This is a genomic window from Microcystis sp. M061S2 (assembly GCF_020245605.1).
In the GTDB taxonomy this organism is placed as follows: Bacteria; Cyanobacteriota; Cyanobacteriia; order Cyanobacteriales; family Microcystaceae; genus Microcystis.
The window spans coordinates 1-20,862 of record NZ_JADBUP010000080.1; the positions used below are offsets into that span (position 1 = coordinate 1).

20 protein-coding genes are annotated in these 20,862 nt (G+C 43.2%); 10 read left to right on the forward strand and 10 right to left on the reverse strand.

The features are described from left to right. The first annotated feature begins 302 nt into the window (after positions 1-302). The 3 genes from IM475_RS14385 to IM475_RS14395 all read left to right on the forward strand — a co-directional run bounded on the left by IM475_RS14385 (position 303) and on the right by IM475_RS14395 (position 3,906). Complete coding sequence (locus IM475_RS14385) at positions 303-2,504, forward strand: PhoX family protein (RefSeq protein WP_287728004.1); 2,202 nt, start codon at positions 303-305, stop codon at positions 2,502-2,504. 248 nt (positions 2,505-2,752) lie between these two features. Continuing rightward, positions 2,753-3,619 carry a response regulator gene (locus tag IM475_RS14390; protein WP_287728005.1) on the forward strand — a complete coding sequence of 289 codons (867 nt, stop codon included), beginning with the start codon at positions 2,753-2,755 and terminating at the stop codon, positions 3,617-3,619. Next, positions 3,616-3,906: a circadian clock KaiB family protein gene (locus tag IM475_RS14395; RefSeq protein ID WP_287728006.1), complete on the forward strand. Its 291-nt coding sequence runs from the start codon at positions 3,616-3,618 to the stop codon at positions 3,904-3,906. The genes IM475_RS14390 and IM475_RS14395 overlap by 4 nt, the downstream gene beginning before the upstream one ends. A gap of 101 nt (positions 3,907-4,007) precedes the next feature. Here IM475_RS14395 and lepB read toward each other — a convergent pair whose 3' ends face one another. Continuing rightward, positions 4,008-5,105, reverse strand: coding sequence for a signal peptidase I (lepB, locus tag IM475_RS14400; RefSeq protein ID WP_287728007.1), 1,098 nt, complete (start codon positions 5,103-5,105; stop codon positions 4,008-4,010). Positions 5,106-5,242: 137 nt separating this feature from the next. Between lepB and IM475_RS14405 the strand changes: the two genes are divergently transcribed. From IM475_RS14405 to IM475_RS14415, 3 genes are all read left to right on the forward strand, one after another. After that, the gene (locus IM475_RS14405) at positions 5,243-5,902 is read left to right on the forward strand and encodes a glutathione S-transferase family protein (protein WP_287657327.1); all 660 of its coding nucleotides are present in this window, start codon (positions 5,243-5,245) and stop codon (positions 5,900-5,902) included. Continuing rightward, entirely contained in the window at positions 5,903-6,199 is a 297-nt protein-coding gene (locus IM475_RS14410) for a glutathione S-transferase (protein WP_287657328.1), read from the forward strand. 148 nt (positions 6,200-6,347) lie between these two features. Further along, positions 6,348-6,968: a chorismate lyase gene (locus tag IM475_RS14415; RefSeq protein WP_287669630.1), complete on the forward strand. Its 621-nt coding sequence runs from the start codon at positions 6,348-6,350 to the stop codon at positions 6,966-6,968. 32 nt (positions 6,969-7,000) lie between these two features. Here IM475_RS14415 and IM475_RS14420 read toward each other — a convergent pair whose 3' ends face one another. Beyond that, positions 7,001-9,040: a hydantoinase/oxoprolinase family protein gene (locus IM475_RS14420; protein WP_287728008.1), complete on the reverse strand. Its 2,040-nt coding sequence runs from the start codon at positions 9,038-9,040 to the stop codon at positions 7,001-7,003. A gap of 84 nt (positions 9,041-9,124) precedes the next feature. Between IM475_RS14420 and IM475_RS14425 the strand changes: the two genes are divergently transcribed. Further along, positions 9,125-10,132 carry a Gfo/Idh/MocA family protein gene (locus tag IM475_RS14425; RefSeq protein WP_287728009.1) on the forward strand — a complete coding sequence of 336 codons (1,008 nt, stop codon included), beginning with the start codon at positions 9,125-9,127 and terminating at the stop codon, positions 10,130-10,132. Between the two features lie 353 nt (positions 10,133-10,485). On the opposite strand, the gene IM475_RS14430 is transcribed toward IM475_RS14425, so the two are convergent. The 7 genes from IM475_RS14430 to ccmO all read right to left on the reverse strand — a co-directional run bounded on the left by IM475_RS14430 (position 10,486) and on the right by ccmO (position 16,037). Then, positions 10,486-10,899, reverse strand: a complete 414-nt coding sequence (locus IM475_RS14430; protein ID WP_002758126.1) for a type II toxin-antitoxin system VapC family toxin — start codon at positions 10,897-10,899, stop codon at positions 10,486-10,488. Then, complete coding sequence (locus tag IM475_RS14435) at positions 10,896-11,171, reverse strand: hypothetical protein (protein ID WP_016517014.1); 276 nt, start codon at positions 11,169-11,171, stop codon at positions 10,896-10,898. The genes IM475_RS14430 and IM475_RS14435 overlap by 4 nt, the downstream gene beginning before the upstream one ends. 578 nt (positions 11,172-11,749) lie before the next feature. Beyond that, positions 11,750-12,124: a type II toxin-antitoxin system PemK/MazF family toxin gene (locus tag IM475_RS14440; RefSeq protein ID WP_287728010.1), complete on the reverse strand. Its 375-nt coding sequence runs from the start codon at positions 12,122-12,124 to the stop codon at positions 11,750-11,752. Next, positions 12,105-12,407 (reverse strand): hypothetical protein, encoded by a 303-nt coding sequence (locus tag IM475_RS14445; protein ID WP_287728011.1) that lies wholly within the window; start codon positions 12,405-12,407, stop codon positions 12,105-12,107. Before IM475_RS14445 ends, IM475_RS14440 begins: the two co-directional genes overlap by 20 nt. Positions 12,408-12,627: 220 nt before the next feature. Continuing rightward, a complete protein-coding gene (locus IM475_RS14450) occupies positions 12,628-13,959 on the reverse strand; it encodes a site-specific DNA-methyltransferase (protein ID WP_052588085.1) in 1,332 nt (443 codons plus the stop codon). Continuing rightward, positions 13,944-14,816, reverse strand: coding sequence for a hypothetical protein (locus IM475_RS14455; protein ID WP_002753879.1), 873 nt, complete (start codon positions 14,814-14,816; stop codon positions 13,944-13,946). The genes IM475_RS14450 and IM475_RS14455 overlap by 16 nt, the downstream gene beginning before the upstream one ends. A gap of 420 nt (positions 14,817-15,236) precedes the next feature. Beyond that, positions 15,237-16,037, reverse strand: coding sequence for a beta-carboxysome assembly protein CcmO (ccmO, locus tag IM475_RS14460; RefSeq protein WP_002775137.1), 801 nt, complete (start codon positions 16,035-16,037; stop codon positions 15,237-15,239). A gap of 213 nt (positions 16,038-16,250) precedes the next feature. On the opposite strand from ccmO, the gene raf1 reads away from it, so the two are divergent. The 3 genes from raf1 to IM475_RS14475 all read left to right on the forward strand — a co-directional run bounded on the left by raf1 (position 16,251) and on the right by IM475_RS14475 (position 19,270). Next, positions 16,251-17,330: a RuBisCO accumulation factor 1 gene (raf1, locus tag IM475_RS14465; protein ID WP_287728013.1), complete on the forward strand. Its 1,080-nt coding sequence runs from the start codon at positions 16,251-16,253 to the stop codon at positions 17,328-17,330. Positions 17,331-17,603: 273 nt separating this feature from the next. Next, positions 17,604-18,641 (forward strand): polysaccharide pyruvyl transferase CsaB, encoded by a 1,038-nt coding sequence (gene csaB / locus IM475_RS14470; protein ID WP_287728015.1) that lies wholly within the window; start codon positions 17,604-17,606, stop codon positions 18,639-18,641. Between the two features lie 209 nt (positions 18,642-18,850). Next, the gene (locus IM475_RS14475) at positions 18,851-19,270 is read left to right on the forward strand and encodes a hypothetical protein (RefSeq protein ID WP_287728016.1); all 420 of its coding nucleotides are present in this window, start codon (positions 18,851-18,853) and stop codon (positions 19,268-19,270) included. 274 nt (positions 19,271-19,544) lie between these two features. Here the strand turns inward: IM475_RS14475 and IM475_RS14480 are convergent, their stop codons facing one another. Beyond that, positions 19,545-20,570: an ABC transporter permease gene (locus IM475_RS14480; RefSeq protein WP_287657343.1), complete on the reverse strand. Its 1,026-nt coding sequence runs from the start codon at positions 20,568-20,570 to the stop codon at positions 19,545-19,547. Positions 20,571-20,862: the final 292 nt, after the last annotated feature.

Below are 20,862 nucleotides of genomic sequence, written 5' to 3' on the forward strand. Positions count from 1 at the left end.
ATTTTGCTAATAAACATAGCAAAATTATAGATGATTTCCTGACCTAAGATCACATTTTATTCTTTTTTCCACTTCAATCTAAGAATTGAGAAAAAAGCAAAACCTTATATTATACCATAAAAAAATTATGCAAGAGGTCTACTGTCTTTTCACCGATTACTGTTTACTGATTACTGATTACTTTTAACTGGCTGTTAACTTAGTCATAACTTGGGTACTGTATAATCCCTATGTCAAGGGTCTGTAATAAAATTTAACCTAATCAAAGTCCGAGTATCAGTTTTGACTTTATTTCCGAAAATATGAGTATTTCTCGCCGTAATTTCCTCACCTTTTTAACTGCCACTGCCGGTGTCTCTTTTTTCAGTCTGCAAGAGAAAAAATATTCCTCTCTGATTAGCAGTCCTGCGATCGCTGCTAATAGTTTCGGCTTCAACTTTGCCCCAGTCAAACTGCCGATTCCCTTAAAAATTGACGGTATGAGCGATGAAAGCCAAAAAAGTACCTATCAAACCTATACAGTCCTAGATGATCTCGTTCTTCCGCAAGGATTCACCTATGATGTGGTAGCGCAGTGGGGAGATAAAGTGGGTGATTCCCGTTTCGGTTATAACAATGATTATCTATCTTTTATCGAAACCAGTCCGGGTCAAGGTTATCTAACCGTTAATTTTGAATATATCAGTGGTCGTACTTGGCTACAAACCTTTGAACAAGTGATCGGTAAAACCCTACCCGTCAAGGAAGTACGGGAAAAAACGAACGAAAAGGGGGAAATTGCCGCCTATCGCCTGCAAGATGCCAGCTTAAAGGCAAAAATCGAGGAAATATCCCTAGAAGGCTTAATTGATCAGGGAATTGGCGTAATTTCCCTGGCGAAAGATCAAACGGGAAAATGGCAACGTACCTATAGTAAAGCCGATCGCCGCATTACCGGTATCTCTGGACTAAAGGACGGTTACTACCTGAAAGCGACTGGTCCTGCTGTAGCAATTTTTACCAAAACCAATAAACTTGGCTACGATGACGGATTAGGGGCAAAAATTATCGGAACATTTCAAAATTGCGCCGGGGGAACAACTCCCTGGGGGACAGTATTTAGTGCCGAGGAGAACTTTCAAGACCAAGTGACGGAGGTAGTGTTAAAAGATGGTTCCTCTTTGCATCCCGATACTACCCCCTTTATTCTCAATAGTGGGGAAGTGGATGGCCGGGGTAACGTCTTCGGGTTAGCGGGAAATAAATACGGTTGGATGGTGGAGGTGGATCCGGCCAATCCCGACGATTATGGCACAAAACACACTTGGTTAGGGCGTTTTCGCCATGAAGCGGTCGCTTTTCTCGCTCAAACGGGGCAATACTTGGCGGTTTATTCAGGATGCGATCGCAGAGGCGGTCATGTCTATAAATTCGTCTCCGAGGGCAAAATTAGCGATATTAAAGACAAAAATAACTCAAAACTCCTAGAAAAAGGAATGCTCTACGGGGCAAAATTCAACCCCGATAAAACTGGTTATTGGATACCCTTAAATCCCGACACGGAGATAAATCCCGTCCTACCGAGTCAAATTGCCGCTAGTCGCGGGGATGGGGTGGTAGCCTTGCCAAATCCCGAAAGAACGGTCAATGATAATCAATTACTGTTATTTAAGGACGATGAGGAGATTTTAGCCTACAAAGCTAAATATAAGACCCTCGCAGACCTGTATGAAGGTAATGGGACGGAAAAACAGGGAGCAATTCTCATCGATGCTCATTTTGCCGCTAACGCCGTTGGGGTCACTTGTACTGGTCGCCCGGAAGATACGGAAGTGGACGAGAATGGCACTTTATATATGACCTTTACCTCTGGTAGTCCCAGTGAAGCGGAGGGAGGAGCCGATAAGGAGATATTTAAGGGACCAAATGGCGAAATACCCTACGAATTTGGTTGGATTATCAGCTTAAGGGAAGATAATAACGATGCTGCTTCCTTAAGTTTTCGTTGGGATGTGGTCGCTTATGGAGGGGAACCGACAGAGAAGGGTGAGGGTTTTTCTAATCCCGATAACCTCGCTTTCGATAAACAGGGAAATCTCTGGATGGTTAGCGATATTTCCACGGGTGGGTTAAATCGAGAGATGAAAACTCGTTATCCCCAAGGGGTCCCGGTTAGTCAACGGGATTTATTGGGTATTTTTGGCAATAATAGCGCTTGGGTGTTTGCCAAGGGTCAAGAGCATCCCTATCCTTTTGCTATCGCTCCCATGGATGCGGAATTAACGGGATTGTACTTTACTCCCGACCAAGAGACGTTATTTTTGGCAGTACAACATCCGGGGGAAGCGGGGGGAATTCGTCAGGATTTGGCCTTTGAAAACCGAAAATTTGCCCTGAAAACTACTAATGGGCAGGAATTTGAACAAATACGACAAGTACCCCTAGGGTCGAATTGGCCCAGTGGTCAAGTTAATCAACCTCCCCGGCCGGCAGTGGTGGCAATTCGCCGAATTGAGTCAAAATAGGAGAGGGAATTATGAATTATGAATTATGAAGTGGGGAACTGGGGAGAAAAAAGAAATAGATTGTTTCCTTGGAGTAGAAAAGCGATCTTTTTCGGGAAAAATCTTTAAATTAAGGACTTTAAGAGCAAGTTCGCCATTAAAATCTCACTTTTGCTGGAGAGCTATTGTGATTTTGTCCTTGAGTTTCCCAAAGATGGGCTTACTATGAAAGTAGGGGGAAAAAAGATAATTTTAGCGATCGATTAACAATGACTAGGGATCTCTGTAGAATTTTATTGATAGAGGATGAGCCGACGACTGTTAAATTAATCCAGAGATTGCTGTTAAAGGCCCCCCAATGTTCCCTGGCCAGGGGGTTGACTTTTACCCTCACCCAAGCTCAGGATCTAGAGGAAACTGCCGAAAAACTGGCAGGGGAGAAATTTGATCTCATCCTCTTAAGCTTGGAAATCTCTGTCCCCCCCGGCTTAAATATTCTAGTCAAAACCAGAGAATTAGCCTCTCATATACCGATAGTGGTTCAAACTACTAGCAATGATGAGAAATTAGTCGTTAAAGCCTTTCAACTGGGTGCTGATGGTTATATTCAGTTAAATAATATCGATAGTAGTCTTTTAGTCTATCAAATTCGTGTGGCGATCGAGCGTCAGCAATATATCCTCAATCTTAAACATCAACAACAGGAAGAAGAATTTCGCGAACTGGAACAGTTAATCAAGGGAGGACAAACTAGCATCACAGCGAAAATGTTCGGTTCTGAGGCAATAAGGCAGAGTATTCCCGATATTTTTCAAGAATTAGTCCAAAATTACGGAGATTTATTAGATTTAGCTTTAGAAGAACAAGCATACAAAGTGGAACATAATCTATCGGAACGACTGCGAAGCTTGGCCGATAAGTTAGGATTCTTAAAAGCGAGTCCTCGCGATGTGGTGGACATTCATACCACCACCCTACGCCAAAAAAATCAGGATGTCACCCTAGCCAAAGCGCAGGCCTACGTTAGCGAAGGTCGTCTCATGGTCTTGGAATTGATGGGTTATCTCGTCTCTTTCTATCGTAAATACTATATCGGTCTCAGCAACATTAAACTGTTCAATAACACGCAATCATGAGTCAATATCTTCTCAAACTCTACATTATGGGCGATTCAAGTAAATCCCAGAGGGCGATCGCTAATATTTTTCGCATCTGTCGTGAGGAGTTATCCGATCTTTATACGGTAGAAATAATTGATGTTCTCGAACAGCCGCAATTAGCGGAACAGGATAAAATTCTCGTAACTCCTACTTTAGTCAAACAACTTCCCCCACCCCTACAAAGAATTATCGGCGATATGTCCAATACCCAAAAGGTGCTCCTCGGTTTGAATGTTATTTCCAAAGACTCCCATCTCAATTAGGGTTTACCTAAAAATTCTTCTGGTTAGGTTTTTCCTCGCTAATAAGTAGGTAGGATTAAAATTATCCCTTGAAGATAGCTGAAAATCAATAGTCATCCCCATCATAGCAAAGACTGAACACGATCGAGAGGCCAGTAAACTTTATAGGCTTGACCAACGATATAACTTTCCGACAAAAAACCCCAATCACGGGAATCAAAACTATGGTTACGATTATCTCCCAAAACAAACAGGGTTTTTGGGGGTACAGTCACAAATTCCATTTCATAATTGGCTAACTCGGCGGTGTAGAGTTCCTCGATAACTTGCCGGTTGAGATAAACTTTACCCCGGCGGATTTCAATGGTATCTCCGGCAATAGCGATGACTCGTTTAATAAAAAAATCTCCAGACTTAGGATCTAGTTGCCTAATTTTTTCGGGAGTTCTAAAAACAATTATATCGCCTCTTTTTGCTTGATAATTACCAGATTGACTGACGAAAATGCGATCACCTACTGCGAGGGTAGGTAGCATGGATTCGCTCGGAATCTGGAAAAATTCTATTTTTTGATGTAACCAATTGGGAAAATAATTACAGATAATTCCCCAAGTAAAAATCACTCCCACCATCAGTGCCAAAATGGAACGATAGGTGTGACGATGGGGGTGGAATTGATCAGGGAAAGTGTGATAAACGTGATAAATAGCGATCACTGTAACTAAAGGGGTAAGAAAGAGGATATTGGCCAAAAAATGATCCATTTTCAGGCTAATCTGGGATATAGTCAGAAAAATTATCCCTAATCTCACCTTATCAGCGTACAATTGCCCCAAACCTGGCATAATCCGGTTAGCGAAGACGGCAAACCATGGGTTTTTTTGTTGACGGGGAATTTTCTCTAAGCTGTTATTCTGTCCGGAATCATAAACAGTCCAGTGAGCGTCAAAAATATTGCTAATGTAAACGATAATCAGAGCAACTATTCCCCCTAATCCCCAGCTTACACGGCCATTGGGGCTAAAAATTGACCAAATTGTCACAATTATTAATATTACTTGAGCGATCGCCCAAATGGTTGCTTTTTGGTTTTTGTTAGCATACCATTGTCCCAAACCGGGGAAAAACATCGAGAGATTGACAGCTAACCAGGGATCTTTTGCCAGTGAATTAGTCGCATAAGCAGGAGAAACAGCTGAAAAAAGGGGGGGTTTGCTCATAGTATAGACCTATTGCCAATTCAGTAAACACTGCTCAGTAAACAGTAAACAGTTAACCGAAAACAGTAAACAGTGAACAGTGAACTTAAAACTCAAATCTGATAACTAATAACTACTATAGCAACCAACAACACTTAATGCTTTTACTTCAATTTAGCACATCTCATTACTGTCGCAAAGCTCGTTTAGCCCTAGGTTATAAGGGGATTGATTACCAAGTAGAAAATCTCACCCCCGGACTACATATTCTCAAACTCAGTCCCCTAACTAAAGGGTTAACCACTGTCCCCGTTTTAATGGCAGCAGATGAGATTATTGCCGATTCTACTGCCATTTTAAAATATTTAGAAAAAGTAGTTCCTGTCCCCTCTTTTATTCCCGCTGGGGAAAAGGAGAAAAATCAAGCTTGGTTACTAGAGGATTGGTTAGATGAAAGTATTGGAGTAGCGACGAGATTTGTCTATTATAATTATCGCGCTGGAGAGGGAAAAGCGATCGATCCTTCCCTGAGTAGTCAAATAATTATTAATATCGTGCGACAACAATATAAAATCACCCCAGCCAGGGTAAAACTAGCGGAGGAGCGCCTAGAAAATGCCCTCAAGATTCTAGAATATTGGCAAAATCAGCCCTATTTGGTGGCAGATAAATTAAGTGTAGCCGACATTGCCGCCACTGCCCTACTCAGTCCTCTGGCTCTAATTCCCAGTTATCGTCAAAAATATCCCTGGTTGTTTGCTAGAATCGGGGAAATTCATCAACAGTGTCGAGAAAAATTGCCCCCCGGTTTAAATTAAATGCAGCGAACGATCAAAATTATTATCCTCATCTCGATCGGTTTCTTATCGCCCCTAAAAGCCCTTGCTTTGCCCTCTCCTGAAGATATTCCCGAAGAAGTTTTACGAGCAGAAATTATCACTTCGGCTCGCTCGCCCCTTGATAATCAACCCCTAACTGCGGCAGAATATGCCTTACTAGAAGAACAATTAGCCACCAGCATTTATCCCCCCCCAATTAATCCCAAGATTCGACAATTAATTGCCCTGAGAAGATTACAAAAACTCCTCCAGATATTGATACCTTTCTATCGTTAAAATAAAAATAGTCAATCTCCTTTGGCAAGAGTGCCTATGCTAACCGAAAAATTAGAGAGGATTAGAGCAAGGCGATCGCTTTTATCGCCAGCAGACAAAAATCCCGTGTTATCATTAATGAAAAAATCATAAAGTTTTGTAACAAACCTTGACTGCTATCCTCCGCCCCCAAGAAAAGCCCCTGCTTAATCCTCCTTGGTACTCCCTGTCCCCTCTCTGGCAAGGAGACGAAACCGATGTTAAACAAGGTTTACCCCATAGCCAACTCGCGCCTCCTTGGCAGATTTTAATTCTCGGCGATGGTTCTCCCACCCGTCATTTACAACTTTTAACCGGTGAAAAAACGGAAGTGGATGTGATCGATATGTCCCCCATCGGCGATGATGAGGATGGCGCACCGATGAAAATTAGCCTGATTCCGGGGCCGAGATTGCGTCGTCAAGTCTGGTTACGCACAGCGAGCGGTCAAAGGTTAGCCTATGCCGCTTCTTGGTGGTCTGCCAATCAAGTGGACGAATATCTAGAAAATCGTTCCCTACCGATTTGGGAAAGTCTCTCGCGGCTGCACACGGAATTGTATCGCGATGTGCAGGGACTTTATTACGGTCATTCCCCGGAATTAGAAATAGCTTTTGGGGAAAAAGGAGCTTTTTGGGGTCGTCATTACCTATTTTGGCACGCTCGCCAACCCCTTACCCTGATTTACGAGGTTTTTTCTCCCTATCTCCGTAAATACCTCGGCGAAATGAGAATTGATCAATTAGAATAACTGCCGTAGATATTTCCAAGTAGTTCAATTAGCTAATCTTTGGAGAGAATTAAATGATTTTTCTCCGTTAATTTGGCCATCCAACCCGGTTCAATCACAATCGTGCTAATTTTTTCGATAATAATTGCCGGTCCTGCCAGACAATCAAAAGGTTCCAGATCTGAACGCTGATAAATTGGCGTTTCTCGCCATTGATTAGCCATAAAAACCGCTACTCGATCGAGGATATGAGGTAATTCTCCCATGGGACGGGTGCGAGTTAAAATTGCTTCTTGGGGACTGTCCATAGTCTGGATCAATTCCACGGCAATCGACTCAACAATTAAAGCTTTTTGTTCTTGTTTAAACCCATAACGTCTTTGATGTTCCCGTTCAAAATCCTGACGCATTTGATCGCTAAAATTAACCGCTAAAGTGGCGTCACTGCCTTGATATTTTAAACTAACTTGCTGCCGCACCCGATTATAACCCTCTAATTCCCGACCCGCTAAAACTTCTAATTCGTTCATTTCCGTGAGCAACTGCCCGATTAAATCGGCATTTAACGGCTGTTCGATCGCTTTTTCTTTAATTACCCTCAAATCGGCCAAACCCATGCCGTAGGCACTTAAAACTCCAGCGTAGGGATGGAGAAAAATACTTTTCATTCCCAGAGTATCGGCAATTAAACAGGCCACTTGACCCCCAGCACCGCCAAAGGTACAAAGAGTATAATCACTGAGATCATAACCCTTTTGCAGAGAGATTTTTTTAATCGCATTAGCCATATTTTCCACGGCAATTTGAATAAACCCCGCAGCCAACATTTCAGGACTATCATTACCCCCCATTGTTGCCGCCAATTCTTGAAACTTTGTCAGCACAATCTCTCTATCTAGGTGTAAATTTCCCTCTTCTCCAAAAATAGCGGGAAAATAGGCAGCTTGAATTTTTCCTAACAAAACATTAGCATCGGTAATTGTTAATGGACCACCCCGTCGATAACAGGCAGGTCCCGGATTAGCTCCGGCACTTTCTGGCCCAACCCGAAAACGATAACCATCATAGACTAAAATCGAACCCCCACCAGCAGCCACGGTGTGAATACTTAACATCGGCGCTCGCATTCTTACGCCGGCAATTTCGTTATCTGTTTGCCGCTCGTATTCCCCTTGAAAATGAGAAACATCGGTGCTAGTTCCTCCCATATCAAAACTGATAATTTTGCTAAATCCTGCCCTTAAACTGGTTTGTACTGCCCCAACTATTCCCCCGGCAGGACCGGATAAAATGCTATCTTTACCCTGAAATTTATCGGCGGTGACTAAACCGCCATCGGATTTCATAAATAGTAAGCTAGTTTTCGGTAATTGCTGGCTAATACTATCAACATAGCGGCGTAAAATTGGCGATAAATAGGCAGAAACTACCGTGGTATCTCCCCGGGATACCAGTTTCATTAAAGGACTGACTTGGTGGGAAATGGCTAGATGAGTAAAGCCGATTTCTTCGGCAATGGCTGCCACTTGTTTTTCGTGGTCAGGATAACGATAACCGTGCATAAAAACAATCGCACAACTTCGGATACCCGCTTGATAAACTGGTATTAAATCGGCTTTAACTTGGGCGGGATTAACGGTGATTAATTCCTGTCCTTGACTATCGTAGCGTTCCGCCACTTCGATAACTTGTTCGTATAATAAAGAAGGAAGAATAATTTGACGGGCAAAAATATCGGGGCGATTTTGATAGCCAATTCTCAAGGCATCTTTAAAACCTTTGGTGATTAACAAAACCGTGCGCTCTCCTTTTCTTTCTAACAGCGCATTGGTGGCTACCGTTGTTCCCATTTTGATCACTTCGATGTTATCTAGGGAACCGCTAATATCTTTGATCCCTTGAATGACTGCATCTGGGTATTTTTCGGGATTCTCCGAGAGCAGTTTATAGAGAACAATCCACTGTTGATCGGCAAGGGGAACAATCAGAAATCTAGCGGCATCTCTAGCTAGTCGTTCAATAATTTCTGGTCGATCGATTATCGCCACTATATCGGTAAAAGTTCCCCCTCGATCGATAAAAAATTTTAACATAATCCCTTCCAGTTCTCAGAATCAATGAATAATTGCGCCTAATCCTTTTAAAATAAACTAGATTGATTTATCTGAGTAAGCAAAATGTCCACAGGAATCGCTATCTTAGGGGTAGGACGTTGGGGAGTCCATTTCGTCCGTCATTTTTCTCAACATCCCTCAGCACAAGTAGTGGCGATCGTTGACTCCTCCCCTGAAAAACTTCATCTCTGTCGCGATCAATTTAATCTCGATACTAATAAGGTTATTTTAGCCAATGACTGGGAATCAATTCGTCTTCACCCCGAAATCTCGGCCGTAGTCGTCGTTACTCCCGCCATCAGTCATTATCCCCTGATTAAAGATGCTCTTAATTTAGGTTATCACGTCCTCGCCGAAAAACCCTTAACCCTCAATCCCCAAGAATGTGGCGAATTAACGGCATTAGCGGCGCAAAAACAGCGTATTTTATTAGTTGATCATACCTATCTTTTTCATCCGGCCGTTATCACCGGACAAAAAGTCCTGCAATCCGGGGGTATCGGTAAACCTCTTTATGGTTATGCCACTCGCACCCACCTGGGGCCAGTTCGTCAGGATGTGTCCGCTTTGTGGGATCTGGCTATTCACGATATCTCGATTTTTAATCATTGGCTAAATAGTACCCCTGTATTAGTACAGGCAAGGGGAACCTTCTGGCTACAACCTAATCTAGCCGATTTAGTCTGGTTAACCCTGATCTATGGCGATGGTTTTCAAGCGACTATTCACCTTTGTTGGTTGAATCCCGATAAACAGCGACGTTTAGGGATAGTTGGCAGCGAAGGGACTTTAATTTTCAATGAATTAGACTCTCGATCGCCTTTAACGCGACAAAAGGGCTATTTTGAACGTCAGGAAGCCTATTTTATTCCCCGGGGACAGGAGACGGAATCTATCCCTATTGCCGATGGTGAACCCCTAAAAGCATTGTGCGAACATTTTTTAGAGTCGGTGGCTACGGGTGTCGATTCTCCTCTATCTTCGGGATCGGTAGGGACGGAATTAGTCAAAATCCTCCAGGCAGCAGAATTATCTCTAGCCAGAGGTGGAGAAATCCTGCGCTTAGAATAGGGAAACATGGGATTGATAAGTAGGGTCTGCTGAAAAAGTTTTTCGTGGGGGTAGGGTGTGGGGTGTGGGGTGTGGGGTGTGAAGTATAACCTGATTTGCTATTGACGAGGAGTTTATACGGCGTTAGATTTATTAGGGGTTTCCTTAATTTGTACCCAGTAAGGGGGTATCGAAAATTCTCTTAATCCCCCCTACAGCACAGGTTATGCCTTTTTGTCAACGGGGAAGTCCAGAACCCTATCGGTGCGTAGCGCGCTCGATCGCTAACGGCTCAAATCAGCGACGGCATTAGAAAGCAAGCTCGGCAGCGACGAATTGCGACCGTCCGCTGCCACGCAGTGTTAGCTGGCGGTTCAAGGAAATAACTCAAAGTAATCGCAGTGACTTGGACGAATAATCGAAAAATCTCGGCGATCAAGTGTATAAACGCGAGTAATAGTAAGCCTTTCAGCTATGGCAATGATCGCTGCATCTGTAAAGTCAAGCTGATTGTCAGCATATTGTTCCAATATCTCATGCACTCGTACCAAGTCTTCTGGGATTACAGGTTCAACTTGAACCGCATCAGGTGTCATACTGGATACAAAACGGCGCATTGCTTGGTGGCCCAATCTTGATGCAATCAGATAGCAGACCTCAGGCAGGACAACGACAGGTAGAACCAATGGCTCATTCACGCTTTGAGCAATAGCCAACACCCGTTGATGATTGCGATCGCCCTGATCGGTCAAGGCAAACAAAAAACTGGTGTCAAGTATCGCCGTCATACTGAATTGCTTGGCTTAAGATTCCAGCCGGACACCGGATCAATCTCATTGCCTAGAATCTCTTCATCACGTTCTGAAATATCCTCTTGACCAGAGTTGCCTAAACCTGCAACTGCAAGCAGAAAACTAGAAGAATGAGTGGTCAGTTCTCTTTGATGGGCTGCTTTATAGCGAAGATAGTCCAGAAAATTAGACAGTTCCACTAAAGCCTCATCAGGGAGAGCCTTGACTGCTTCAATTAGCGGTTGCCGTTCTATGATGCTTCTATCCATTACTAAATCTTAGATTAGGACTTCTCCTATTTTACTCCTCAACTCAACGAACAGGCTCACTTACTAACTATCACAGCAGGTAACACCTGAATACAGTCCGCACCAATTGGAATAAAGTCAAAGATCACAGTTGGGGGTCTGCCGTTAACCTAACCCACCAGAGCGGCGTACTGCTACCCAGTGCCTTCGGTATCGCACTTTAACCCACAGTTTCAATCAATGTGCATGGTGCGTTCCCCAAAATCTCTTGGTGGAGCAGTAGGAGCCATATTAGAGAACGCACCCTACCAGCTTTTTGAAAGACCCTATATTTAGAAATGTATTCATTACTAAGTCCCACATTGTACCATCTTCCTATATAATTTTGCTTGGCCGCAACAGGAGTGCTGTGAATATTCCACCCAAATGTAGAAACTATGGCGGTGGTGGTCATCAGTAATTTATGCAGTTTTTTCATGGTAATGTCCTGAATAAATAGTTAAAGGCTAAACTGGACAATTTTGGATAGCGATCGCTCATATTATACTAGGTTTACATGATTACGAGCTATCTAACACACGGTCGGGTGCAATGATTTGTTAGACCTCAAATTCGATTACAGTAGCAATGGCGGCTACAATTTCCAGTATTGTAATTTCAGAAACGCTTCCTAATTTACGAATAAACCTTTGTAAATCCACCCCCCTTAGTTGAAGAGTATCAATTGCAGAAGCTTTATTCAATCCATTGATACTGTTAGGTTCAATTTTAACGTGCCAGAAATTTGCTGAAAAATATGTTTTCCAGTCTGTAATAGGAGCAATAAGCTTGATAAGAAGCTTTCCTACTGAATCGGAACTGATAACGACAGCAGGACGCACTTTTTTGATTTCTGCACCAACAGTAGGATCGAAGTTGACTAACCAAATTTCTCCACGTTTTGGCAGCTCAGGGTTAATACTCAATGATGTCACCTGCCATTAACTCCTGCCATTCAGAATCTTGTTGATAGTGAGAGAGCATTATATCGGCTTGACTTTTGAGAATATTCCTCCGTTCAGTCATTGGTAACTTCAGAAAAGCAAGACGCTGTTTTAAGGATGGAGAGATATCTTCGGTGCTAGAAGCATCAGAACTAACTTCTTCAACCAAAATAACTACCTCAACAGTTTGTCCTACAGTCAGCTCTGGAGATTCAATTTCAATTCTATTTCCCGGTAGGACTTTTGCTGTCGTGTACAAAGTTGATTTAACCATTTTAAGCCTTCTCTTTAAGTATTGTTGTTAATATAGCTTATTAAGATCGGCGACCGCACTTAAACCTACAGTTTCAATCAATGTGCATGGTGCGTTTCCAAAAATCTATTAGTGGAGTAGTAGGAGCCAGATTAGGGAACGCACCCTACAAAATTGCGTACTGCTACGCAGTGCCTTCGGCATCGCACTACAGCTTATTGGTTCAGCATAACGGATAAGTTCAGCGGCGCGCTTGAGCGCGTCCGCTGGAACGAATTGTTAGAACCCCGTTTGGCGATGTAATGTCAGCATCTTTAGGCTGAATGTTTTCTTCCGCAGCCTCTTCAAACAGTGTGAAGTCGGCAATGCTGAATAGTGGCAATGAAACTTTTTTGGATTTCTCATTGACAAAATCACCCATACGATCCGAGCCATTAGCCATCCTATGCAATATTGTTGTAATAGCCTCCTGGCTACGATCAACACCAATCCATTTTCGCCCAAGCTCTGATGCCACCACTAATGTGGTTCCAGACCCTGCATAGCAATCTAGGACAAGATCACCGGGATTTGATGATGCTTCAATAATTCTAGAAAGAAGTGCAGGATTCTTTTCCGTTGGATAGCCGGTTATATGAATGTTTTGATTATGCGCGTCACGAAAGTCCATCCAAATGTCTTGCACTGGAATTCCAGCGCTATTTTCAAGATAGATTTTTCGGCGCGGGTTTCCCGTTGGCGACCAATAAATCTCTCCACGGGCATCCATCTCATCTAGGGTTGACGGTTTATATTGCCAATGCTTTCCGGGTGGCGGCAGCTTGCCTTTCCACTCCCCACCTGTTTCCCCGTTACGGACACCAGGAGCATGGACGGGTACTTTTTTGTATCTGCGCCCATCGGGATCAAGGCATGGATACTCCTTTACTGATTTAACTTCATCCCATGGTTCAATTGGTCGGTTCCATACATAGTTATCGCTCTTTGTGTAGAAAAGAATGTAGTCGGCTACATTTCCGTATGTCTTTCTCGTGTAGTTCTTAGGATTGCACTTCTTGCGCGTTATGCAATTTCGGAAATTTTTCTCTCCGAAAATTTCATCTAAGACGACGCGAAAATGAAAAATCATTCTTTCATCAAGGTGAAGGTATAGCGAACCATCATCGGCCAACAAACGGTGAATTAAAATTAGGCGTTCGCGTAACGTTTCAACAAAATCAGGTCCAACAAGATGATCGTCATAAGCATGGTTTTGTTTTCTTGACTCAAAGGATGATGCAGTTGCAAATGGAGGATCGATGTAAACAAGTTTCACTTTTCCGCTTACGGCTTCATCCTTCGCTAAAGCCGCAAGTACAGCCAAGTTGTCCGCGTGGTAAAGCCTATTATCGCCGCCTGAATATGCCGAATTTGGCGAGTAGTGTCCTGCGGGAAGCGCAAGAATATCTTCTTGTGCCTTTTTTCCGGGGTAATCTAGGCGAAAACCATTAGTGTCCAGAGGCGACACCCTTTCCCCTTTTGTACGATTTCCCATGCCTGGAATTGGAACCGCCATACTTAAGACCTCAACCATTCAGATGTGATGCGATCTGGAACCATGCGCAGCGTGACAACCTTTACGCGGTCTGGCCATTGATCTTCGATGTAAGCGTAATCATTCCACATAGAACCAAGTAAGAGGCCTGGGCCGTCATTCACATAAATTACTTTGATATGTGGCAATCCATGACTGTCTGCATAGTCAAGAATCTCTTGGGCAACTTCACGATATTGACCTGTGCGATCGTCCTCCTGTGCACCGCCGCGATCTGAGTCGTAGCGAGCCAAACCAATAGCAAGCACTTTCTTGCCTTCATAGATAACGAAGTCCACTGGACGATCTGGCTTCGGATAATCCTTAAAAACATTTCCTAGCAGCACATCTTTACCTGCTCTTTGAGGGCCTGTAACAACAAACCCGATATGCTGGCTGCGCAGAACATCGAATAACCTTTCAGTTAAGTCATAGCCTTTTTTACCGCGGTCCTTGTATTCCCAAAGCACTGCGCATAAAGCTTCGTCGGGCATGGGGCGACTGTCAAATTTTTGTTGGACTTCGACAATATTCCTGAAAGCATCACCAAACTGAGCGCATATTTTATCTGCGTCTGTTTTTCTTTTTAACATTTCAACTGGTGTTTGTGGGCTAACGTACTTCTTAAATACACGGCAAAGCTGCGTACGCATCCACTGATTCCTCGTGTCCATAATAGAGGTGAAAAAGTTAGTGGAAGAATGTGATGCCTTTAGCAATAGCCCAAACTCGACTAGAACTGGCTCATATAATCGGCAAGCGTCAGGGAGAATATCTGGGTAATACTCACCTGTGGCGAGTGTGATCCACGCCTCAGCTTCGGATTTGTAGTCGGAAAATTTTCGTTCTTTTTTCATTGAGCTTGCAGACCCACTATTTAAGAGGTTCTAACTACATATTATCCGGAAACTTTCCGTATAACACTCTCCAGACTAACGATATGGGTCAACTTTTGGCATATCACTCTATTTAGACGCAACCGCCCGAACTTTTCCCTACATCACGCCCAAAAGCCTGTTAGCTAGATTAGTATATTGCCAAAAACCTTGTTTAACTAAATTCCTGACAATTAGGCCAATTCTAGCGACGATTATTCGATCTGACCGCACCCCTTGACAAAAATTTATCATTATTCGATTCGTTTAATTGTCGGGGGACTCTGTAAAGATTTTTTACTCGGAAATCCACACCCACCCACAAACTTTTTGCCGCAAACCCTAATTCAAACCTTTGCTCCTGTACTTTTAGCAGCACAGGAGCAAAGTTGAAAATAAAAATTAATAACTGTCCTCATCGGTGATAACTTCCACGGGAATCACTTCTTCTAACACTTTTTCCTGCATTTCTTGGCGACGAATTGGTATTTTGGTTTTTTCCAATTCTGGTAAAGCGACCAATTCCCGTTGTTTTTCCCGGACAGTATTGGGTAACAACATCGGTAAAGGTTCGGGGGTTTCTAACCAGTAGCTGGCCACCGGTAGAGTATGTTCTAAATCTTCCAATAAACGGGGAATAATCATCACCGCGTGCAGTTCACCGATTTTCTCTGCTTCCCGCATTCCCGCATCAATGGCCACGGCCACATTAGCGACGGAACCCCGGATAATAGCCGTACACAAACCATCCCCAATCGTTTCGTAGGAAGCTAACTGCACATCGGCGGATTTTAACATGGCATCGGCTGCCCCCACCATAGCGGGAAAACCTCGGGTTTCCAAGAGACCGATCGACATATTGCTCAGTTTGCTGAAACCCCGTTGACTTTGGGCAATTTCGGCTAAACGGCTACCAATGGGGAAAATTACCTCTAAATTGGGCATCGGTCGGGGAATAACCGATTTAGATACCAATTGTCCGAACTGTGCGGCGGTTTTTGCCCCTTCTTCCACTGCTAACCGCACATCGGCAATATTACCACGCACGATCGCCGTACAGTGACCACCGCCAATTTTTTCGTAACCCACGAGGGTAACTTCTGCCGATTTTAGCATCATATCCGCTGTCCCGACGATCGCCGGAAAGCTGAGGGTAGAGACTAAACCCAAGGCACTATCTTTGGGGTGACGCTTGGTTTTCATCGTCCTTTGACCGGGGTTAGTTGTGGACGAGGGGGGAATGCTTCCATTAACTCTTAATCTAGACATTGAAGATAAACTTGCCCTAACAGGTACGAAGGGGGTGATTGTCAGCTATCCTGTTACTATCTAGTCTATCCTGTTAACCTTAATTGCTATTGAAGATTTTTGAGGGATTAGATAAATTTTAGTTATTGTAGCTTGATCAAGTTGTCTATGACAGAACAGCCTCGCAGTACAGATGATCGAATCAGCGAAACGGAAGCGACCGAATTAATGCGCTCGCTGCTTCATAAGGAAGGAAATTGGGTGAATTGGGGGCAAAAATGTCAAAAACTGCAAAAAGCTGGCTACGATTCCCAGTTAATTTTTGAACAAACCGGGTTTCAAAATGCCCAACAAAATTTAATTATTGTCGCTGCCCAAGTTTTTGAGAGTTTAATCAAAGCGGGGGCAGATGAAGATTTATTAAGTTACTACATCGGGCCGCGCAGTGATGTGCTATACGAATTACGGATTCTCAACCAAGAACAAAGACTAGGGGCAGCGAAATTAGCGGCAGAAAAAAGGATTGAGGTGGCTGAAGCACACGATATCGCCAAAGCTATCCAAGATTTTTCCCGTTTATCCCAGATTCCCAGTGAATTTACCCGTCATCCTGGAGATGCGATCGCTTACCAGTGTTGGAAACGGGGCAAACAAAAGCGAGATTTAGCCGAAAGAGCGAAATTAATCGCCAAAGGGTTGAAATTTGCCCATTCTGACTCGGCCAGACAGGCGATCGAGTCTTTATTACAAGATTTTACCGTTACTCCCACCCGTAGCGCTCCCCTGCTGCCCGTCCATCGTTTACAGGATGAGGACGAATTAGCCAGAATTATTCCTTTAGTAGGCAGATTTCCGGTGACGGTAACTGATATAAAATGCACAGAAAGTCTGAGCGTCGAGGAACCTTTTCGACTGGTAACGGTGGGGGATAAACAAACGATTGTGCCTCTCCCCGGTTGGCAAGCAATTCTCAAAGCGATCGATCCTGTAGCTATTTTATGGCCTAGCGATCAATTACCTCGATCAATTGCCACCAGGTCCGAGGAAGTGTTATTAGTGATCGATCGAGTTTTGGCCGAATGGGACGTGAACAATTATTATCTAGTGGAGAGGGATAATTCTGTCTTTTTACAATGGTTTGATAGTCCCCCCGATGTCACAATACTAGGTGAATTGATCTTGATTTTAAGAGCCAAAAATATCCTCGATGAAAACAACATCACCGAACCCTGGCAAATGGACGACTAAATCAGTGATCAGTGATCAGTAACCAGTGATCAGGTTTAAGCTATTAGTTATGAGCGGGAATAAGAAAATAGATAAACTGAACACTGAATCGAATAAAACTGGTCACTGCTAACTTGTAGCTGACAGCATAACTTAAGAAACTAAGGGACATTTTTCAAGGAAAAAGTAACAAAGCGGACAAAGGAGACAGGAGACAAATTCACCATACTTTTGCCTTTTGACTCTTGCCTTTTTCTGGCTGACAACTGATAACTGATAACTGATAACTGATATATGCGTGCAGTAATTTGTGGATATTATGGGAGAGGAAACGGAGGAGATGAGGCATTATTAGTGTCTCTATTGCAGATGTTGCCGTCAGAAATTAAACCTATTGTTTTGTCAAATAATCCCAGAGAAACCAGTCAACGTTATGGAGTAGAAAGCTGTCCTAGTCGGGATTGGTGGCAAGTTTTTCAAACTATGAAAAAAGCGGATATATTTATCTGGGGTGGCGGCAGTTTAATGCAGGATGTCACCAGTTTTGCCAGTCCAATTTATTATGGTGGTTTAATGGCTCTTGCTCAATTATTGGGCTTAAAAACTATTGCTTGGGGCCAGGGAATTGGACCATTAAATAGACCTTTTACTCGTTGGTTAACCAAAAAAGTTTTACAAAAATGTAGTTTAGTTAGTGTGCGCGATGATACTTCGGCTCATTTAGTCGCCAATTGGGGTATTAGTCCCATTGTTGCCCCCGATCCAGTATGGGCTTTAGACGCTCAATCAGTCAAGGGATTATCGGATTTACCCGCCCCAAGAATCGCCGTCAATTTACGTCCCCATCCCCTATTAACCCCGGCAAAATTAGATAAATTAACCCAAGCTTTAATTCATTTGCAAACCAGTACGGGAGCGTTTATTCTCTTAGTCCCTTTTCAAAAGTCGCGGGATTTGCCCCTCTGTGAAGCTGTAGCCCGTCAATTAAGGGAAAATCATCAAATCATTAGTTTAGAGGATCCAAGACAGTTAAAAGGCTTATTTCGCGGGGTAGAAATGGTGATCGGAATGCGCTTTCATAGTTTGATTATGGCCGCAGCAGAAGATTGTCGTTGTTTTGCCCTTAGTTATGATCCGAAAGTGTCGCGATTAATTGCCGAAGTACCGATGCAGGGTTGGGAATTAGATCAGTTACCAGAAACAGTTAATGATATTAGTAATGCTTGGATTGATTTTTATGCCAATGGAGAAGGATTAACCAGCGATCGCAAACATTTTTTAATCGATCGAGCTTTAATTCATCGAGAAATTTTGTTTGGATTGGTGAGCTAATTTTTATGTCGAGTGCCATTATCGAAGCTATCACAACTATTGCCCTAGCCGAGACAAGATTTAATCTCTCTTTAACAGAAGATGGGGCGTTTTTTCCCGAATAGCAAAGTGATTTACTGTCCCTATCTAGCCATGAAAAAAAGAGTTTAGATAAAGTAAGACAAAGGTATTTATATCAAAGATCGGCGGTACAGTTATTAGAAGGAACCGTGACTTTATTGTTAGTTTCTCCCCTACTAGTGATTGCGGGTTTTTACGATCCGCCCTTTTGCGTACCCGCAGAGGAATCGGTAAGCTTAACTGTCCATGATGGGGAAGAAATACTATCGGGTAGAATCGATGTGTTAGTCTGGTTAAATCAGTTTTGGGTGGTAATTGTAGAATCAAAAAAAACCGCCCTATCGGTTTGGACTGTCTTACCGCAAACCTTAGCCTATTTGATGGCTAATCCCTGGCCAGAAAAACCTAGCTTTGCCCTCGTCACCAATGGAGATGATATTTTATTGGTCAAATTGAGAGCTAATGTCCATGATTATGCCCTGTCTAGGATATTTGCTCCCTTTATTTCCAGAGAAGAACTATATAGAGTTTTGCAGATTTTAAAACACATCGGTGCAGCGATCAAATAAAATCAAGAACGGATTCAATATTATTTGATTATTCCAAAGCGCAATTCCTATCTTAGAGCGGAATCGCGCTTTCAGATGTTAGTCACGACTATAGCGGTGTGCAGTCGTATGAAGTACAGTGTCACGAGCTATAAACCATGCTAGGCAAGGCTTGGTCTGTATCTCACTCAAGCGCTTACCGCTATATTGGAAATTGATATTAGTGCAAATGCTCAAACTCCCTCTCCCCTTTCTCTTCTCCCCCACTTCATAATTCATAATTCTCTCTCCCTGATTAATAACGGATGCGAGGATCAATGTAAGCATTGATGAGATCGATCAAAATACTGGCAAAAACCACTATTGTCGCAAAAAAAGCCATTAATCCCTGCACTGTTGGGTAATCCCGCAGAGAAATCGCCCGATATAACTGATTTCCCAAACCTGGCCAAGAAAAAGTAACTTCCGTCAAGACTGCACCACCTAAAAGAGCCGCAAAAGTTAATCCTAAGACAGTAATTACGGGAATTAGAGCATTTTTCAGCGCATGGCCGATCATAATCGTTTTTTCTGGTATTCCTCTTGCTTTTGCCGCATCTACATAGTCCGCTTGCAAAGTTTGTTTCAGATTAACTCGCACCATCCGCTCAAAAATCCCACTCAAAAGAATGCCGAGAGTAAAACTAGGTAAGGCTAGATAATACAAAGCTGTGGGCAACTTATCTACTTGTAGAGTCATCAGACTATCAAGGGTATATAAACCCGTAATTGTCTGGGGTGGAGTTTCACTCAAAGGAAAACGAGTCCCCAAGGGAAACCAGCGCAACTGTACCGCAAAAATTAGCTGTAAGAGCATTCCCACCCAAAAAATCGGCAAGGAATAGGTTATCAGTCCAAATAAACGTCCCCCCGCATCTAAGGGTGTATTCGGACGGGAAGCGGTGATAATTCCCAATCCGACTCCCACTATCACTGCAATCAGCATCCCATAAAAAGTTAGTTCCACCGTCGCCGGAAAATGTTTAGCGATAATCTCCCATACTGTCACCCCCTTACTGGTTAAAGAGTCTCCTAAATTGAGGCGCATTAGGTGAAAAATATAGTCTAGGTACTGGAAAAATAGGGGTTTATTCAGTCCTAATTGTTCTCTTAGGGCATTTTTGGCACTTTCAGGAGCGCGGTTGCCTAAAATCGCATCTGTGGGATCACCGGGGGCAACACGCATCAGTAGAAAAACCACCGTCACGATCGTCCATAACATCAAGGGAGCTAGGAGTAAACGCACCAGTAAATAGGATTGTAAAGCAGCGCGGCGAGACATGAGGGCTTTCCGATTAGAAAATATACTCTCAAGGAACCATACCCCAAAATCGACCCAGCGATCGAGAGGTACCGAATAAAAAATTAAATAGAGGGAATATTCAGTACAAGTAAACTAAAGTAGCCGCACCGACAGTTCTGAGCAAAGGACTACCAAAAAAGCTGAAAAGCTGAAAAGCTTACGTAGCAAGGGATAGAAAAAAGATCAAAAAATTTTGCCAAAAGGGGTTGACAAACTTAGGGAAGTTAGATACATTGGTAAATGCGCGGTTGAAGCAAAGCGAAAGCGAAGC

Excerpts from the sequence above, each read along its gene's own strand:
- IM475_RS14385 (WP_287728004.1), top strand. The coding sequence starts at position 303 with ATGAGTATTTCTCGCCGTAATTTCCTCACCTTTTTAACTGCCACTGCC.
- IM475_RS14390 (WP_287728005.1), top strand. The coding sequence starts at position 2,753 with ATGACTAGGGATCTCTGTAGAATTTTATTGATAGAGGATGAGCCGACG.
- IM475_RS14395 (WP_287728006.1), top strand. The coding sequence starts at position 3,616 with ATGAGTCAATATCTTCTCAAACTCTACATTATGGGCGATTCAAGTAAA.
- lepB (WP_287728007.1), bottom strand. The coding sequence starts at position 5,105 with ATGAGCAAACCCCCCCTTTTTTCAGCTGTTTCTCCTGCTTATGCGACT.
- IM475_RS14405 (WP_287657327.1), top strand. The coding sequence starts at position 5,243 with ATGCTTTTACTTCAATTTAGCACATCTCATTACTGTCGCAAAGCTCGT.
- IM475_RS14410 (WP_287657328.1), top strand. The coding sequence starts at position 5,903 with ATGCAGCGAACGATCAAAATTATTATCCTCATCTCGATCGGTTTCTTA.
- IM475_RS14420 (WP_287728008.1), bottom strand. The coding sequence starts at position 9,040 with ATGTTAAAATTTTTTATCGATCGAGGGGGAACTTTTACCGATATAGTG.
- IM475_RS14425 (WP_287728009.1), top strand. The coding sequence starts at position 9,125 with ATGTCCACAGGAATCGCTATCTTAGGGGTAGGACGTTGGGGAGTCCAT.
- IM475_RS14430 (WP_002758126.1), bottom strand. The coding sequence starts at position 10,899 with ATGACGGCGATACTTGACACCAGTTTTTTGTTTGCCTTGACCGATCAG.
- IM475_RS14435 (WP_016517014.1), bottom strand. The coding sequence starts at position 11,171 with ATGGATAGAAGCATCATAGAACGGCAACCGCTAATTGAAGCAGTCAAG.
- IM475_RS14445 (WP_287728011.1), bottom strand. The coding sequence starts at position 12,407 with ATGGTTAAATCAACTTTGTACACGACAGCAAAAGTCCTACCGGGAAAT.
- IM475_RS14450 (WP_052588085.1), bottom strand. The coding sequence starts at position 13,959 with ATGGTTGAGGTCTTAAGTATGGCGGTTCCAATTCCAGGCATGGGAAAT.
- IM475_RS14455 (WP_002753879.1), bottom strand. The coding sequence starts at position 14,816 with ATGAAAAAAGAACGAAAATTTTCCGACTACAAATCCGAAGCTGAGGCG.
- ccmO (WP_002775137.1), bottom strand. The coding sequence starts at position 16,037 with ATGAAAACCAAGCGTCACCCCAAAGATAGTGCCTTGGGTTTAGTCTCT.
- raf1 (WP_287728013.1), top strand. The coding sequence starts at position 16,251 with ATGACAGAACAGCCTCGCAGTACAGATGATCGAATCAGCGAAACGGAA.
- csaB (WP_287728015.1), top strand. The coding sequence starts at position 17,604 with ATGCGTGCAGTAATTTGTGGATATTATGGGAGAGGAAACGGAGGAGAT.
- IM475_RS14480 (WP_287657343.1), bottom strand. The coding sequence starts at position 20,570 with ATGTCTCGCCGCGCTGCTTTACAATCCTATTTACTGGTGCGTTTACTC.